Source organism: Perlucidibaca piscinae DSM 21586 (assembly GCF_000420045.1).
Taxonomy (GTDB): domain Bacteria; phylum Pseudomonadota; class Gammaproteobacteria; order Pseudomonadales; family Moraxellaceae; genus Perlucidibaca; species Perlucidibaca piscinae.
On record NZ_ATUE01000008.1, the window covers coordinates 78,258 to 93,556 of the forward strand.

At 65.3% G+C, this 15,299-nt stretch carries 16 protein-coding genes and 1 tRNA gene; 13 read left to right on the forward strand and 4 right to left on the reverse strand.

Going from position 1 to position 15,299, the window contains the following annotated elements:
* Window positions 1-144: 144 nt before the first annotated feature.
* The 4 genes from lptF to F595_RS0109590 are packed head-to-tail and all read left to right on the forward strand — an operon-like array spanning window position 145 to window position 3,331.
* On the forward strand, window positions 145-1,230 hold the full coding sequence (gene lptF / locus F595_RS0109575) for an LPS export ABC transporter permease LptF (protein WP_022956651.1): 1,086 nt from the start codon (window positions 145-147) through the stop codon (window positions 1,228-1,230).
* Window positions 1,227-2,291: an LPS export ABC transporter permease LptG gene (lptG, locus tag F595_RS0109580; protein ID WP_022956652.1), complete on the forward strand. Its 1,065-nt coding sequence runs from the start codon at window positions 1,227-1,229 to the stop codon at window positions 2,289-2,291. The genes lptF and lptG overlap by 4 nt, the downstream gene beginning before the upstream one ends.
* 1 nt (window position 2,292) lies before the next feature.
* Complete coding sequence (locus tag F595_RS13650) at window positions 2,293-3,009, forward strand: PP2C family protein-serine/threonine phosphatase (protein ID WP_022956653.1); 717 nt, start codon at window positions 2,293-2,295, stop codon at window positions 3,007-3,009.
* Window positions 2,996-3,331, forward strand: coding sequence for a hypothetical protein (locus F595_RS0109590; protein WP_022956654.1), 336 nt, complete (start codon window positions 2,996-2,998; stop codon window positions 3,329-3,331). Before F595_RS13650 ends, F595_RS0109590 begins: the two co-directional genes overlap by 14 nt.
* 37 nt (window positions 3,332-3,368) lie before the next feature.
* Here F595_RS0109590 and F595_RS13655 read toward each other — a convergent pair whose 3' ends face one another.
* A complete protein-coding gene (locus F595_RS13655) occupies window positions 3,369-4,031 on the reverse strand; it encodes an RDD family protein (RefSeq protein WP_022956655.1) in 663 nt (220 codons plus the stop codon).
* A 49-nt stretch (window positions 4,032-4,080) separates the two neighbouring features.
* A tRNA-Leu gene (locus tag F595_RS0109600) sits at window positions 4,081-4,167 on the reverse strand.
* 152 nt (window positions 4,168-4,319) lie between these two features.
* On the opposite strand from F595_RS0109600, the gene queA reads away from it, so the two are divergent.
* From queA to F595_RS0109630, 6 genes are all read left to right on the forward strand, one after another.
* A complete protein-coding gene (queA, locus tag F595_RS13660) occupies window positions 4,320-5,471 on the forward strand; it encodes a tRNA preQ1(34) S-adenosylmethionine ribosyltransferase-isomerase QueA (RefSeq protein ID WP_022956656.1) in 1,152 nt (383 codons plus the stop codon).
* A complete protein-coding gene (gene tgt / locus F595_RS0109610) occupies window positions 5,468-6,586 on the forward strand; it encodes a tRNA guanosine(34) transglycosylase Tgt (protein WP_022956657.1) in 1,119 nt (372 codons plus the stop codon). The genes queA and tgt overlap by 4 nt, the downstream gene beginning before the upstream one ends.
* A gap of 15 nt (window positions 6,587-6,601) precedes the next feature.
* On the forward strand, window positions 6,602-6,937 hold the full coding sequence (gene yajC / locus F595_RS0109615; RefSeq protein ID WP_022956658.1) for a preprotein translocase subunit YajC: 336 nt from the start codon (window positions 6,602-6,604) through the stop codon (window positions 6,935-6,937).
* Between the two features lie 71 nt (window positions 6,938-7,008).
* Window positions 7,009-8,865, forward strand: a complete 1,857-nt coding sequence (gene secD, locus F595_RS0109620) for a protein translocase subunit SecD (protein WP_026913460.1) — start codon at window positions 7,009-7,011, stop codon at window positions 8,863-8,865.
* Between the two features lie 9 nt (window positions 8,866-8,874).
* Window positions 8,875-9,792 (forward strand): protein translocase subunit SecF, encoded by a 918-nt coding sequence (gene secF, locus F595_RS13665; RefSeq protein ID WP_022956660.1) that lies wholly within the window; start codon window positions 8,875-8,877, stop codon window positions 9,790-9,792.
* A 136-nt stretch (window positions 9,793-9,928) separates the two neighbouring features.
* Complete coding sequence (locus tag F595_RS0109630; protein WP_156873857.1) at window positions 9,929-10,594, forward strand: hypothetical protein; 666 nt, start codon at window positions 9,929-9,931, stop codon at window positions 10,592-10,594.
* Window positions 10,595-10,653: 59 nt separating this feature from the next.
* On the opposite strand, the gene suhB is transcribed toward F595_RS0109630, so the two are convergent.
* A complete protein-coding gene (suhB, locus tag F595_RS0109635) occupies window positions 10,654-11,469 on the reverse strand; it encodes an inositol-1-monophosphatase (protein ID WP_026913461.1) in 816 nt (271 codons plus the stop codon).
* 55 nt (window positions 11,470-11,524) lie between these two features.
* Between suhB and F595_RS14880 the strand changes: the two genes are divergently transcribed.
* On the forward strand, window positions 11,525-12,487 hold the full coding sequence (locus F595_RS14880) for an RNA methyltransferase (RefSeq protein WP_022956663.1): 963 nt from the start codon (window positions 11,525-11,527) through the stop codon (window positions 12,485-12,487).
* 9 nt (window positions 12,488-12,496) lie between these two features.
* The gene (gene cysE / locus F595_RS0109645; RefSeq protein ID WP_022956664.1) at window positions 12,497-13,297 is read left to right on the forward strand and encodes a serine O-acetyltransferase; all 801 of its coding nucleotides are present in this window, start codon (window positions 12,497-12,499) and stop codon (window positions 13,295-13,297) included.
* A 20-nt stretch (window positions 13,298-13,317) separates the two neighbouring features.
* On the opposite strand, the gene F595_RS0109650 is transcribed toward cysE, so the two are convergent.
* Window positions 13,318-14,604 carry a hemolysin family protein gene (locus F595_RS0109650; RefSeq protein ID WP_022956665.1) on the reverse strand — a complete coding sequence of 429 codons (1,287 nt, stop codon included), beginning with the start codon at window positions 14,602-14,604 and terminating at the stop codon, window positions 13,318-13,320.
* 202 nt (window positions 14,605-14,806) lie between these two features.
* Between F595_RS0109650 and iscR the strand changes: the two genes are divergently transcribed.
* Complete coding sequence (gene iscR / locus F595_RS0109655) at window positions 14,807-15,298, forward strand: Fe-S cluster assembly transcriptional regulator IscR (protein ID WP_022956666.1); 492 nt, start codon at window positions 14,807-14,809, stop codon at window positions 15,296-15,298.
* Window position 15,299: the final 1 nt, after the last annotated feature.

Here is a 15,299-nt window from a genome sequence, read left to right on the forward strand (position 1 = left end):
GGCAAGACAAAGCTGGTGGGTTGTTTATAATCGAGGGCTAGTTTACTGGTCAGCCGGTGTTTTGCCAGCGCTGGTTGCCATGCGTGTGCGGGCCGTCGCCTGCATGCTGACCCTGTCCTGACAGGCCTTCTCGGGGATCTTTGTGTGATCATCCGCCGTTACATCGGTACGCAGGTTCTTGCCACCACGCTGGCGGTGGCCGGGCTGCTCACCGTCATCCTGATGAGCGGCCGTCTCATCCAGTTCTTCGAGCGTGCCGCCAGCGGCCGCATCGCGGTGGATCTGCTGGCCTCGGTCATGCTCTATCGCATGCCCGGCTTCCTTGAGCTGATTCTGCCGCTGGGCCTGTTTGTCGGTTTGCTGCTGGGCCTCGGCCGGCTCTATCTCGACAACGAGATGGCGGTGCTGGCCGCCGCCGGCATGGGGCCGGCGCATCTGATCCGCTGGCTGGTGCCGGTGACCGTGCTGGTCACCGTTGCCACCGCCGCACTGGCGATCTGGCTGACGCCGCTGGGCTATGCCGAGTCGGAGCGCTTGAAGGCCGAGCAGGCTGAGCGCAGCACCTTCGAGCTGATCCAGCCCGGGCGCTTCCAGCCGGTGGGTGATCGCATGCTCTATGCCGATCTGAGTGACGACAAGTCCCTGCTGCGCGACATCATGATTCTGGAGACCCGTCCGGGGCGTGATGGCGGCGAGTCGCGCCAGGTGCTGCTGCAGGCGGAGCAGGGGCGCCGCGTGAATGATCCGGTGCTCGGTCCGCAGGCCGTGGAGCTGGTCAATGGCGAGCGCTGGGAGCTGCGCCCGGGTGATGCCGAGGTGCAGCGCATGCGCTTTGACAGTTACCGCATGCGCCTGAAGCAGGTCGATCTCACGGACACCCCGGTGGACAGCGTGCGTGCGCTGGCGTCGGGTGTGCTGCTGGCGCAGCGTCATGCCGACCCCAAGGCGGCTGCCGAGTGGGGCTGGCGCTGGTCGCTGGTGCTGCTGGTGCCGGTGGTGTCGCTGCTGGCGCTGCCGCTGGCCAAGGTCAATCCCCGTCAGGGCCGCTATCTCAAGCTGCTGCCTGCCATCGTGCTCTACCTGAGCTATGTGGTGCTGCTGATCGCGGTCAGGAATGGTGTCGAGAAGGAGGATGTCGGCGCCTGGGGCTTCATGGCCGTTCATGTCCTGTATCTGGCCCTGGCCCTGGTGCTGCTGCTCTGGACGCCACGACGCAAGGTGCCGGCATGACCCGTCTTTCCCGTCACGTCAGCCTCACGGTGCTGATGGCCATGCTCATGGTGCAGGTGCTGCTGCTGGGTCTGGACCTGGTGTTCTCCTTCATTGGCGAGCTGGAGAACGTCAAGGGCGGTTACGGTGCGCTCAAGGCGTTCCAGTACGTGCTCTGGGTGCTGCCGCGACATGTCTACGAGATCCTGCCCATGGCCGCCCTCATCGGTGCGCTGGTCGGGCTTGGCTCGCTGGCGTCGAGCTCCGAGCTCACCGTCATGCGCGCCGCCGGGGTCAGTACCGGCCGTATCGTCTGGTGGGTGATGCGTGGTGCCCTGCTGATGATTCTGCTGGGCCTGCTGCTGGGCGAGAAGGTGGTGCCCTGGACGGATCAGCGCGCCGAGGTGCTGAAGGCGCATGCGCTGGGGCGTGATTACCAGCCCGGCCGCATCACCGGCTACTGGCAGCGTGAGGCCGACGAGCTCATCAATATTCAGCTGGTGTCGCCGGATGGCGCCATTCTTGGTGTCACGCGCTACCGCTATGACGCGCAGGGCCGCCTGACTGAAGCCGTGCACGCGGCATCCGGCGCCTTCAACGGCGACCACTGGCAGCTCAGCGATCTGCGCCGGACCGAGCTGCTGGCGTCGGGTGATGCCCGTGTCAGTCGTCAGGCCACGGACACCTGGCAGAGCGCGTTGACGCCGGACTTCCTGCGTGTCGCGTCGGCACCGCCGGAGCAGCTGCACCTCGCCGATCTGCGTGACTACGCCAACTACCTCAAGGAGCAGGCGCTGGATGCCGGCGCCTACGAGCTGCAATTCTGGAAGAAGGTGTTCAGTCCGGTAGCCGTGTTTTCCATGGTGCTGGTGGCCTGTTCCTTCATCTTCGGACCGCTGCGCTCGGTCACGCTGGGGTTGCGCATCATCATCGGTGTGCTTTTCGGCCTCGTGTTCCGCTACGGCCAGGATGCCATCGGCTTTGCCAGCCTGCTGTTCCACTGGTCGCCGCTGCTGGCGGTGACATTGCCCATCGGGCTGTGCCTGCTGGCGGGCAGCTACGCGCTGTACCGGGTGCGTTGACATGATCGGCTGGCAACGCTGGTCCGCCACGGACATGGGCAATCGCAGGGCGCACAACGAGGATGCCCTGGTGCTGCGTGACGACGACGGCCTGTGGGCAGTCATTGACGGTCTTGGCGGTGTCGATGCCGGCCAGGTCGCCAGTGCCGCGCTCGCGCATGCGCTCACTCACCTGCGTCTGGCGCAGGGGCTGGCTGATGCCGTCGACCAGATCGAGGATGTCCTGCTCGCCGTCCATGAGCAGCTGCGCGACTACGCGGCCGAGCTGCAACCGGCGCGCACGCTGGGTTGCACGGTTGCCATCCTGCGCATCACGCAGCGCTGGGCGCTGCTGTGCTGGGTCGGTGATGTGCGCGTCTATCGCTGGCGTCACGGGCGGCTGAGCTGCCTCAGCGAGGATCACGTCAACGGGCCGCAGGCCGATCTCACCCGTCTGGTCGGTGCGGATGACATGCTGCCTGACTTTGCCGTGCTGCGCGTCGAGGACGGTGATCGCTACCTGATCTGCAGTGACGGTCTGCATGCCGAGCTGCCTCCCGAGCGTCTTGCGCACTGGCTTGCCCGCGATCCGGCCGAGGCCCAGCGTGAGCTGGTGGCCGAGGCGCTGGCGGCAGGCGGACGTGACAACCTCAGCCTGGTCCTGCTGGATGTCGGCGTGGATGCCGATCATGCACGTGGCGCCAGACCCGGTGTGGAGGTGGCGCATGAGCCTGCGTGAGGATCTGGTGGTGGTGAATGCGGCGCTCAGGGATCTGGTGCGGCTGCAGCTGGCGGGCGAGCTCGACCCGACATCGGCCTGGCAGGAGCGGCGTCAGCTGCTGGAGTCCGTGGATGCGGTCTGGGAGCACCTGCCCGAGGATGTCGAGGCCGTTGCCGGGCAGCCGGCCGATGCCGTCAGCCAGGAGGAGGGGGCCGTGGCGCCCGTGCTGCCGGTCTGGCGCCGATCGCTGGCCATGCCCCGGTGGTCGTGGCCGGTGATGATGGGGATGATCCTGCTGCTGGTGGCGGTGGCCACCCTGATCTACGTCGGCTCGCTGTGACGCTGCCAGCCCGGCAGGCAGCGTGAGTGCGTCAGTCTCAGTTTTCCTTGTCGCCAAACAGGCCGAGAAAGCGGTAGCGATGCTTCGGCGTGGCGCCGGCCGGCCGGCGCAGCACATCGGTTTGCGACAGCACATCATGAAGGCAGCGACCCTGCGCGCCGGATGCCAGCGGCAGCCAGCGCCACAGGTAATTGAACAGCAGCCCGGCCGCGACACTGATGCCGAGCGCGGCCTGATCGCCACGCAGCAGCCAGGAAGTCAGTCCGCACAAGGCCGGAACGGCGGCGGCTGACAGGAAGCGGCGCAGGCTGTCTGCCCACGTCATCAGGTTGCCATCCACGCGTCGCGCCTCCAGGCGCCAGGTCTGCATGCCCAGTGTCTGTCCGCTGCGTGTCCAGCAATAGCCGTAGAACGCGAAGATGATGGCGACCGTGGCAGGGAACAGCAGGCCGTAGCGCACGCCTGCCGGCAGCACGGTCAGGGTGCTGGTGTCGGCGGCCTGACTCGGGGTTGCGATGGCAATCAGCACGGTGTTGACCACGGCCGCCAGCGCGATCAGCAGCAGGCTGTCGTAGACCAGGGCGATCAGGCGCACACCGATGCCGGCGCGGGGCAGGATGGCAGGCGTTTCGGGTGCGCGTGTGCTGACGGCGTGTCGTGGGGTCTTGCGGCTGCGAAAGCCGGTGTTTGAACGGGCCATGTGCTTGAATGTCCTGTGCCGCCTGGGCACGCAGCACGCCGCGTTGTCATGGTGCCGGGAAAGGGAATCGAACCCTTACGATGTCTCCACCGGCGGATTTTGAGTCCGCTGCGTCTACCAGTTCCGCCATCCCGGCAGGGAAGGTCGGCGAAGTATAGCGGGGGAGGGCCGGACGTCAAGGCAACTTCCCGGCGCGACGGCCCGACCGGCTGGGCTGGCGGACGGATCCGGCTATAATGCGCGACCTTGCGCAGCAGCGCCCCATTACCGCAGTGGTTGTCCGCCGGCATGCATCGCACCGACTTCAGCTTCGAGCTTCCCGATCATCTGATTGCCCGCTATCCCTTGCCGGAGCGCAGTGCCGCGCGCCTTCTCTGTCTGGACGCCGTGACAGGTGCCTGGCGTCATGGCGGCGTTCGCGAGCTGCCGGATCTGCTGCGTGCCGGAGACCTGCTGGTGTTCAACCAGTCACGGGTGATGCCGGCCCGCTTGTTCGGACGCAAGGCCAGTGGCGGCCAGGTCGAGATCCTCATCGAGCGCCTGCCGCAGGACGCCGGTCTGCCGGGGCATGTCGCCCTGGCCCATGTGCGTGCCAGCAAGTCGCCCAAGCCGGGCGCGGTCATCACCTTGTCGGACGGGACTGCGGTTGCCGTGCATGGCCGTGCCGATGACCTTTTCGTGCTGCTGGCCGTCGAATCCTGGCATGGCATCATGGCGCGCATCGGCGCCATGCCGCTGCCACCGTATTTCCAGCGTGCCGCCGAGGCCTCCGACGACGAACGCTACCAGACCGTCTATGCCCGCGAGGCCGGCTCGGTGGCGGCTCCAACGGCCGGGCTGCATTTTGACGAAGCGCTGCTGGCAGCCCTGCGTGCGCGTGGCGTGGAAACCGCGTTCGTGACGCTGCATGTCGGCGCGGGCACGTTCCAGCCGGTGCGGGCCGATGACATTGCCGATCATGTCATGCATGCCGAATGGCTGACCGTGGGCGAGGATGTCGTGGCTGCCGTTCGTGCTGCCAAGGCCCGTGGCGGACGTGTCGTCGCCGTCGGCACCACCAGTGTGCGTGCACTGGAGTCAGCTGCCTGGGCCGGCCTCGGGATTGATCCCGCGGGCTGGTCGAAGGCGGCAGGCGCCGGTTCGCGCAGCGTCCAGCCGGCCCTGCCAGACGTGCTCGCCAGCCTGCGGCCGCATGCCGGCGACACCCGCATATTCATTTCACCCGGCTACCGCTGGCAGCTGGTGGATGCCCTCTTCACCAACTTCCATCTGCCCGAGTCCACGCTGCTCATGCTGGTGTCGGCGCTCGCCGGTCGCGAGTCGGTGCTGGCAGCCTATGCCGAGGCCGTGCGCCAGCAGTACCGCTTCTTCAGTTACGGCGATGCCATGTTCATCGCCCCCGGTGCGGCGGCACCGCTCAACCCCGAGTCCTGTTCATGAAATTCACTCTCAAAGCCGTCGACGGCAAGGCCCGTCGCGGCGAGCTCGTCTTTGATCGCGGCAGCGTGCAGACGCCGGCCTTCATGCCGGTCGGCACCTATGGCACCGTCAAGGGCATGCTGCCGCGCGACATCCACGCCATCGGGGCCGAGATCATCCTCGGCAACACCTTCCATCTCTGGCTGCGTCCGGGCACTGAGGTCATCAAGGCACATGGCGACCTGCATGACTTCACCCAGTGGCAGGGCCCCATCCTCACCGATTCCGGCGGCTTCCAGGTGTTCAGCCTGGGCAAGCTGCGCAAGATCACCGAGGAGGGGGTGCGTTTCCAGTCGCCGGTGGATGGCAGCAAGGTGTTCCTGAGTCCGGAGGAGAGCATGCGCATCCAGCGTGATCTCGGCTCCGACATCGTGATGATCTTCGACGAGTGCACGCCCTATCCGGCCAGCCATGCCGAAGCCGACAGGTCGCTGGAGTTGTCGCTGCGCTGGGCGGCACGCTCGAAGCAGGCTCATGGTGACAATCCGAATGCGCTCTTCGGCATCGTCCAGGGTGGCATGTACGAGGACCTGCGCCTGAAGTCACTGGCCGGTCTGGAGCAGATCGGCTTTGACGGCTATGCCATCGGCGGCCTGTCGGTGGGCGAGCCCAAGGAGGACATGATCCGCATCCTCGACTTCCTGCCCGGTCACCTGCCGGCGGACAAGCCACGCTATGTCATGGGCGTCGGCAAGCCCGAGGATCTGGTCGAGGGCGTGCGCCGCGGCATCGACATGTTCGACTGCGTCATGCCCACCCGCAATGCCCGCAACGGTCACTACTTCGTCACCGACGGCGTGGTGAGAATTCGCAACAGCCAGTACAAGACCGATACCGGACCGCTGGACCCGCACTGTGACTGCGAGGCCTGCACCGGCTTCTCCCGCGCCTACCTGCACCACCTCGACAAGTGTGGCGAGATGCTCGGTGCCCAGCTCGGCACCATACACAACCTGCGCTACTACCAGCGCCTCATGGCGGGTTTGCGCGAGGCCATCGAACACGGTAGATTGCAGCCCTTTGTGGCCGACTTCTATGCACGGCGCGGGCTTTCCGTGCCGCCGCTCAACGACTGAAACTGGAGTGACGTGATGAGTTTCCTGATTTCCGATGCCTATGCCAACGCCGCTCCGGCCGCTGCCGCAGGACCCAGCGCGACGGGCCAGATCGTCATGCTGCTGGGTTTCGTGGTCATTTTCTACTTCCTGCTCTGGCGTCCCCAGGCCAAGCGCCAGAAGGAGATGCGCGCGCTGGTCGACGGACTGCAGAAGGGTGACGAAGTGGTGTTCGCCGGTGGTCTGCTCGGTCGCATCACCAAGCTGGAAGGCGACTACGCGGTGGTCGAGCTGACCGACAGCGTCGAAGTCAAGATCCAGAAGGCCGCCGTGCTCGCCAGCCTGCCCAAGGGCACCCTGAAGAGCCTCTGATCCGCTGTTCACGGCGTTGCTGCCAGCCGCAGCGACGCCGCCTCCGTCCGCTGTCTTCGTAGGTGCTCCCCATGCGTTTTCCCGCCTGGAAATACGTCCTGATCTTTTTCGTGGTGACTGTCAGCCTGCTCTATGCGCTGCCCAATCTCTACCCTGACGAGCCGGCGCTGCAGGTCTCGGGTGCACAGGCTGGCACGGCGGTGGACGAGTCGTTGCTCAAGCGCGCCGCGTTTGCGCTGGACGAGGCCGGCATCCCGCATCATGGCGACGAGGTACAGGCCAAGGGTGTGCTGCTGCGCCTGAAAACGCCGGAGCAGCAGGTGCAGGCCCAGGCCGTGCTGCGTCGAGCCCTCGGCGAGAACTACGTGGTGGCGCTGAACCTGGCACCGACCACGCCGGAGTGGCTGTCCATCCTCGGCGCCAAGCCCATGAAGCTGGGTCTGGACCTTCGCGGTGGCGTGCATTTCAAGCTTGATGTGGATGTCGCCAAGGCGCTCGAGCAGCGTCAGGAAACTTACGTCACTGACATCAAGCGCCAGTTGCGCGAGCAGAAGCTGGCCTATCGCGGTGTCTCCGAGTTGCCTGAAGGCGCGCTCGAGCTGCGCTTTGCCGACGAGACCGCCCGCGAGCTGGCCAAGGATTTCATCCGTCGCCAGTTCGCCGAATTCCTGATGCGCGATACCCGTGTCGAGGACCAGCCGGCCCTGCTGCTCGAGGTCAGCCTCGACAAGCGTCGCGAGATCACCGATTACGCGGTCAACCAGAACCTGACCACGCTGCGCAACCGCGTCAACGAACTCGGTGTCGCCGAGGCACTGGTGCAGCGTCAGGGTGCCAGCCGCATCGTTGTCGAATTGCCCGGTCTGCAGGATACCGCCGAAGCCAAGCGCATCCTCGGTCGTACCGCCAGTCTCGAGTTCCGCTTTACCAGCGCCCAGGAAGACAGCGGCTTCATGACGCCGCCGGGCACCGAGCGCTTCGAGTTCAATCGTGGCGGCCAGGTGCTGCTCGAGAAGCGCAAGATCGTCACCGGCGAGCGCGTCACCAACGCCCAGTCCAGCTTTGACGAGTTCTCGCGACCCCAGGTCAACATCAATCTGGATGCCCGCGGCGGCCGCCTCATGGCCGATGCCACCCGTGATTCGGTGGGGCGCCAGATGGCGGTTCTCTTCGTCGAGAACAAGCAGCGCATCCGCTTCGAGACCGGTGCTGACGGCAAGACCGTCGAGCATCGCGACCCCTATGTCGAAAAGCGCGTGATCAATGTCGCCACCGTGCAGTCCATGCTGGGCTCGCAGTTCCGCATCACCGGCCTGGATTCGCCGGCCGAAGCCCAGGAGCTTGCGCTGCTGCTGCGCGCCGGCGCGCTGGCTGCACCCATGTACTTCGTCGAGGAACGCACCATCGGTCCCAGCCTCGGCCAGGACAACATCGAGAAGGGTGTGCTGTCGACCCAGATCGGCTTTGCCCTCGTCGCCCTGTTCATGCTGGTGGTCTACAAGGGCTTCGGTCTGATTGCCAATGTCGCGCTGTTCCTCAACGTCGCCATCCTGGTGGCGGTCATGGGCGCCATCGGCGCGGCGCTGTCGCTGCCGGGCATCGCCGGCATCGTGCTCACCGTCGGCATGGCGGTGGACGCCAACGTGCTCATCGGCGAGCGCATACGCGAGGAGCTGCGCCGTGGCATGTCGCCACAGGCGGCCATCGTCGCCGGCTATGACCGTGCTTACGGCACCATTCTCGATGCCAACCTGACCACGCTGATCGTCGCCGTGATCCTGTTCGCCATCGGCACCGGTCCCATCAAGGGCTTTGCGATCACCCTGGCCATCGGCATCCTGACCTCGATGTTCACTGCCATCACGGTGACGCGCGCCATCATCCAGGTCATCTACGGCGGCCGCCGCGTCGCCCGTCTGAGCATTTGAGGAAGCATCATGGCTGATGTGCGTGTCATCCGTTTCATGCGCTACCGCCGCCTGATGGCGGTGTTGTCCGGCGCCATCGTTCTGGTCGGTCTGGTCGCCATCGTGCTGAAGGGGCTGAATCTCGGTCTGGACTTCACCGGTGGGACCTCGGTGGAGTTCCGTTTCGCCCAGGCCGCGCACCAGGCCGAGGTCAGCCGTGCCCTCGACGAGGCCGGCTACGAGGATGCCGTGGTGCAGTACCTCGGTGACGCCACCTCGATCCAGGTGCGTCTGCCCAACCAGCCGGGTGATGCCGCTTCGGTGGCGCAGCGCATGGCCGAGGCCGTGTCGTCACCCGCCAACCCCGCACGCGTCATGCAGGTCGACAGCGTTGGTGCCCAGATCGGTGACGAGCTCTACCTGAACTCGCTGATTGCCGTCGGCCTCTCGCTGGCGATGATGATGGCCTACGTGTCCATTCGCTATCAGTACAAGTTCGCCATTGGTGCCGTGCTGTCGCTGGTGCATGACGTGCTGTTCACGGTGGGGCTGTTCGCGCTCTTCGGGCTGCCGTTCGACCTGACCGTTCTGGCCGCCGTGCTGGCCCTGATCGGCTACTCCCTGAACGACACCGTGGTGGTGTTCGACCGCATTCGCGAGAACTTCCGCAAGCTGCGCAAGGCCGACACCGTCGAGGTCATCGACATCTCCCTGACCGAGACGCTGAGCCGTACCATCAACACGGTGCTGACCGTGGTGCTGGTCGTGCTGGCGCTGCTCTTCGTGGGTGGTCCGGCCCTGCACTGGTTCGCCGTGGCCCTGCTGATCGGTCTCTTTGCCGGTACCTACTCGTCCATCTACATCGCCACGGCCTATGCGCTGTTCGCCGGCATTTCGCGCGATGACTTCATCGTCCAGGTCAAGAAGGCCGAGGACGAGCTGCCCTGATCCGCTCTTCGGCGCCCCGTTTTCAGCGGGGCGCTGACGACAGGGGTGTTCGCCTGCGTACAAAATTTAACCTGTCTGTCATTGCTTTTTCTGTACAATCAGGCAACGTGTTTCAAAAGATTTCCAGTTGCCCGGCATGAAACGCACCTTGTCCTTGCTCTGCTGTCTCCCGGTCTGCCTGCAGGCGGCCGAGTTGCAGCCGCTGTTTTCAATGCAGGGGTTGTTCCGGGGCGAGCAGGCCGGCATCGAGGCCTTGATTCGTCCTGAGGATCGCGTGTTGAGCTGCGAGCTCGACCTCATGGAGGGGGGCGTCAAGCAGACCGAGTCCGGAGCAGCACTGTACAGCCTGAGCCAGGAGCGTGAATCCTTCACGTGCATGACGCCGGAATGCGAGCAGCTTGCGGGTGCCACCATCTCGCAGGATCGCGGCGGCCTGGCTTGGAACATGGGCGAGGCGAATGGCCTGCGAGTGTCCCCCAAGGCCGAGGTCATACGCTACAGCCTGACAGACCGTGCCCAGGCCAGCCAGGATAGCGACCTGGGTCTCGGCGTTGGCGTGGACAGCACCTATCGCTTCGGCGAGCGCCTGTCAGCGTACGCACGCACGGGCATGATGCAGTTCGAGCAGCGCAACGGTTTCGAGGGCACGGTGGGGATTTTTGCGCCGCTGCGCCGCGGCAAGATCTTTCTCGAGGCGCGTTGGGCCGACATGACGACCGACGACCGCACGCTGCTCAATCAGCCGGATTATGAGGAAAACACCCTTCGCATCGGCTTTTCGCGAGCCTTCAAGGGCTTGTAAGTGGCCGACGCTGTCTGACTCCGCTGACTGCCGCGGAGGCAGTCAGCGAGTTCCGGACATCAGCGCTTGAGTGCTTCCGGCAGATGCGGGGCGAGGGTGGTGAGCAGGCCCTTGAAGACCTTGGCGTTGCCCGCGACGATGTTGCCGCTGGTCAGGTAGCCGTGGCCACCGGTGAAATCCGACACCAGCCCACCCGCTTCGCGAATGATCAGCTCGCCGGCGGCGATGTCCCAGGGTGCCAGCCCGAATTCGAAGAAGCCATCCAGACGTCCAGCCGCGACATAGGCCAGGTCAAGGGCTGCCGAGCCGGCGCGACGCAGGCCGGCGGTTTGCGAGGCCACGGCCTTGAACATCTGCAGATAGCCATCCATCGCATGCATCTGGTCGGGACGGAACGGAAAGCCGGTGCCGATCAGCGCGCCATCCAGGCTGCGACGCTCGGACACGCGCAGGCGGCGACCGTTCATGGCAGCGCCGCTGCCGCGGCTGGCGGTGAAGGCTTCGCGCCGCAGCGGATCAAGCACCACGGCATGCTCGGTGACGCCCTTGAACTGAACGGCGATGGACACCGCGTACTGCGGGAAGCCGTGGATGAAGTTGGTGGTGCCATCGAGCGGATCGATGATCCACAACCAGTCTGCTCCTTCACCCTTGCCGGCGCTGCTGCCCGATTCCTCGGCCTGGATGGCATGGGTCGGGTAGGTCTTGCGCACGAAATCCACGATGGCGCGTTCAGCGGCCTTGTCGACCTGGGTCACGTAATCGTTGAGGCCCTTGGCCTGCACATCGACCAGATCAAGGCGGTCGGCGGCCTTGGCGATGATGTCGCCGGCAAGATTGGCGGCGCGCAGCGCCATGGTCAGCATGGGTTGCATGAAGGAAAACTCGGTTTAAAGAACAGGGATGGCAATAGTGTAACATGCTGACCCCATGAACATCTCGACCCGCATCATCCTTGTGAACACCTCGCTGCCGGCCAACATCGGCTCGGCGGCGCGCGCCATGAAGACCATGGGCCTCACCGACCTGGTGCTGGTGGCGCCGCGCCAGTTTCCCCATGCCGACGCCACGGCGCTGGCCTCGGGGGCATCCGACATCCTCGCGCGTGCCCGCGTCGTCGATACCTTCGAGGAGGCCATCGCCGACTGCCAGCTGGTGTTCGGCACCAGCGCCCGCAATCGCAGCATCAACATTGCCCAGGTCGACGCCCGCAGCGCCGGGCGCATTGCCTGCGAGCAGGGCGTCAGTGGCGCCACCGTGGCCTTCGTGTTCGGTCGCGAGGATCGCGGCCTCACCAACGAGGAGCTGCAGCTCTGCCACGGTCATGTCTTCATCCCGACTGACAGCGAGTACGGCGTGCTCAATGTCGCCGCGGCGGTGCAGGTGCTGGCCTACGAGACGCGCATGGCGCATCTGGAGTGGTGGCACGACGGACAGGATCTCGATCGCGACCGCCGCGAGTACGCCGAGGGGGTGGGGGGGCTGACGGGACCGTCTGGCGCCATGGATGGCGCCAGCGAGCCTACATGGATGTATTCACGGCGTGTCCCGACTGCCTCTCCACCCCCTCGGCGGTCCCGGACAGGAACCCATCCGCTGTCTGGCGATGATCTGACACAGATGCCCATGACCTTCGTGCCCTGGGACGAGGAGCTGGTCACCGCCGACGACATGGCGGGTTTCTACGCCCACTGCGAGCAGACCCTGGTCGCAGTCGGCTTCCTCGACCCGGACAACCCCCGCCAGATCATGACCCGCCTGCGTCGCCTGTTCGGGCGCACGCGTCTCGACCGGCCCGAGTACAATCTGCTGCGCGGCTTCTTCAAGCGCGTGCTGGAGCTGGCGGCTGACACGAACCGCAGCCGGCGTCCGGCTTCCCAACCACCGGCCTGAGGACTGCCGATGTTCGCTCGCATCAAGGAAGACATCGACTCGGTTTTCGCCCGTGATCCGGCGGCGCGCACCCGATTCGAGGTCCTGCTCAACTACCCCGGTCTGCATGCCGCCATGGCGCATCGCCTGGCGCACCGGCTCTGGCTCGCGGACTGGAAGGGGCTGGCGCGCTTCATCTCCACCCTGTCGCGATTCTGGACCGGCATCGAGATCCATCCGGGGGCTCGCATCGGTCGTCGCTTCTTCATTGATCACGGCATGGGCGTGGTGATCGGCGAGACCGCCGAGATCGGCGATGACGTCACGCTCTATCACGGTGTCACGCTGGGCGGCACTTCCTGGGATGCCGGCAAGCGTCATCCGACGCTGTGCGATGGCGTTGTCGTCGGTGCCGGTGCCAAGGTGCTCGGGCCTATCACCGTCGGCAGCAATGCCCGCATCGGCTCCAATGCCGTGGTGGTCAAGCCGGTACCGGAGGGCGCCACCGTGGTCGGCACGCCGGGACGCATCATCCAGCGCCAGGTTGTCGATGCCGAGGAACAGGCACGCCGGGAGTATGCCGCGCGCATCGGCTTCCAGGCCTATGCCGCCAACCCGGACCTGCCTGATCCCGTGATCGAGGCCATGCGCGACCTGCTTGACCACATGCAGGCCAACGAGGCGCGCATGGACATGTTCTGCAAGGCGCTGAAGGAAGCCGGCATCAATGTCTGCGACCAGAAGCCGGATGCGCTGCGCGCCGAAACCCTGGCAACCGTCAATGCAGATGCCGGCAGCAGCGCTGGCGCACTGCCGGAGACGCGTGTCTGATCAACCGGCGCGGACCGGCATCAGGGTGCGTTGCGGGTCACCAGGAGCTGGTCGATGCGGTGGTTGTCGACGTCGATCACCTCGAAGCGGTAGCCGGCATGATCGACATGGTCGGTCAGGCGCGGCACCTTGCGCAGCTGGTACATCATGAAGCCGGCAATGGTTTCGTAATGCTCGTCGTCGGGGAAGTGCGTGATCTCCAGCGTGCGCATCACGTCCTCGACCGGGGTGAAGCCGTCGACCAGCCAGCTGCCGTCATCGCGACGCACGATCTGCTGCTGGTTCAGCGTCACCAGATCACCCATCACCGTGTTCATGACGTCATTGAGCGTCACGACCCCGACCACCAGCGCGTATTCGTTGAGCACCACCGCGAAGTCCTCGCGACTGGCGCGGAACTGCGCCAGCAGCTCCGACAGGCTCAGCGAGTCGGGCACGCTGAGCACCGGCTTGACGGCGGATGACTGCGGCAGTGCCAGCGGCTGCTGGCTGAGCAGTGTGTTGAGCAGGTCCTTGGATTCCACGTAACCGACCACGCGATCGATGACGTCGTCGCAGACCAGGAACTTGGAGTGCACGTGACGCATGATCTGTGCCCTCAGCTCGTCCTCGCTGTCCTGCAGGGTGAGGTAGCTGACGCTTTCGCGGGTGGTCATGGCCGAGGTCACCAGTCGCGACTCCAGCTCGAAGATGTTGTCGATGGCCTGCTGTTCGTTGCGCAGCAGCAGGCCGGCCTGGGTGCCGGCATCGACCATGGCCTGGATGTCATCCGTGGTGATGTCATCGCCGGTGCGTTCGTTGATGCCTGCCAGGCGCAACAGACGGCGAGTCAGGGAGTCGAAGCACCACACCAGGGGGTGGCAGAGCGTGATGAATGCCTGCATGGGCGCGATGATGCGCATGGCGACCTGTTCTGGCGCCCGCATGGCCAGGCGCTTTGGCAGCAGGTCGGCAAACAGGATGAACAGGCTGGTCAGCACCACGAAGGACAGTGCCAGGCTGATGCTGTCCAGCCATGGCCCCTGATAGAGCAGGCCCAGCAGCAGGGTGAAGGTCGGGGTCAGCAGGGATTCGCCAAACAGGCCGGCGAGGATGGCGACCGCATTGACGCCGACCTGGATGCCGGTGAAGAAGTAGCCCGGGTTGGCCTGCAGCGCCAGCACAGCGGCCGCGCGTGCATCGCCGGCGTCGGCGAGTACCGTGAGCTTGATGCGGCGAGCTGCCGCCAGCGAGATTTCCGACAGCGAAAAGAAGGCGCTGATGGCGACAAGAACCAGCACGATCAGCCAGGGCTGGGAGGCATTCACCGGGTTTTCTCCGCAATCACGAGGTTGGCAGTATAGCGCTCGTGCCTGCGGGTCATCGCACCCGAGACAAAAAGCCGGCGCTGCGCTCTGGCTTTCTTGATGCCGACTGCCTAAAATCCCGACCGCTTTAGTGGGCTAAATAGTTGACTAATTTAGTCAGATTTAATACGCTGTGATCAAGGAAGACTCACAGGAGCAGTTCATGCGTTTGACCACGAAAGGCCGCTATGCCGTGACGGCCATGCTGGATCTGGCGTTGCACGCGCAAAAAGGCCCGGTGAGTCTCGGCGACATCTCCGATCGACAGTCGATCTCGGTGTCCTATCTGGAGCAGCTGTTCGCCAAGCTGCGCAAGGGTCGCCTGGTGTCCAGCGTGCGCGGCCCCGGTGGTGGCTACCAGCTGGCGCGCGCTGCCGGTCTGATCCATGTCGCCGAGATCATTGATGCGGTCGACGAGTCGGTGGATGCCACGCGCTGCCAGGGGCAGGGCGATTGTCAGCAGGGCGTGACCTGTCTGACCCATGAACTGTGGACGGATCTGAGCCAGCAGATTCATCATTTCCTGTCAGGCATCACCCTGCAGGAACTGCTCTCGCGCGGCGAGGTGCAGGCCGTTGCCATCCGGCAGAGCGAAGCCCAGGTGCGGCGGCGGCAGGAAAACGAAACATCCCGGATGATCGCGCCGGCATGCTGAG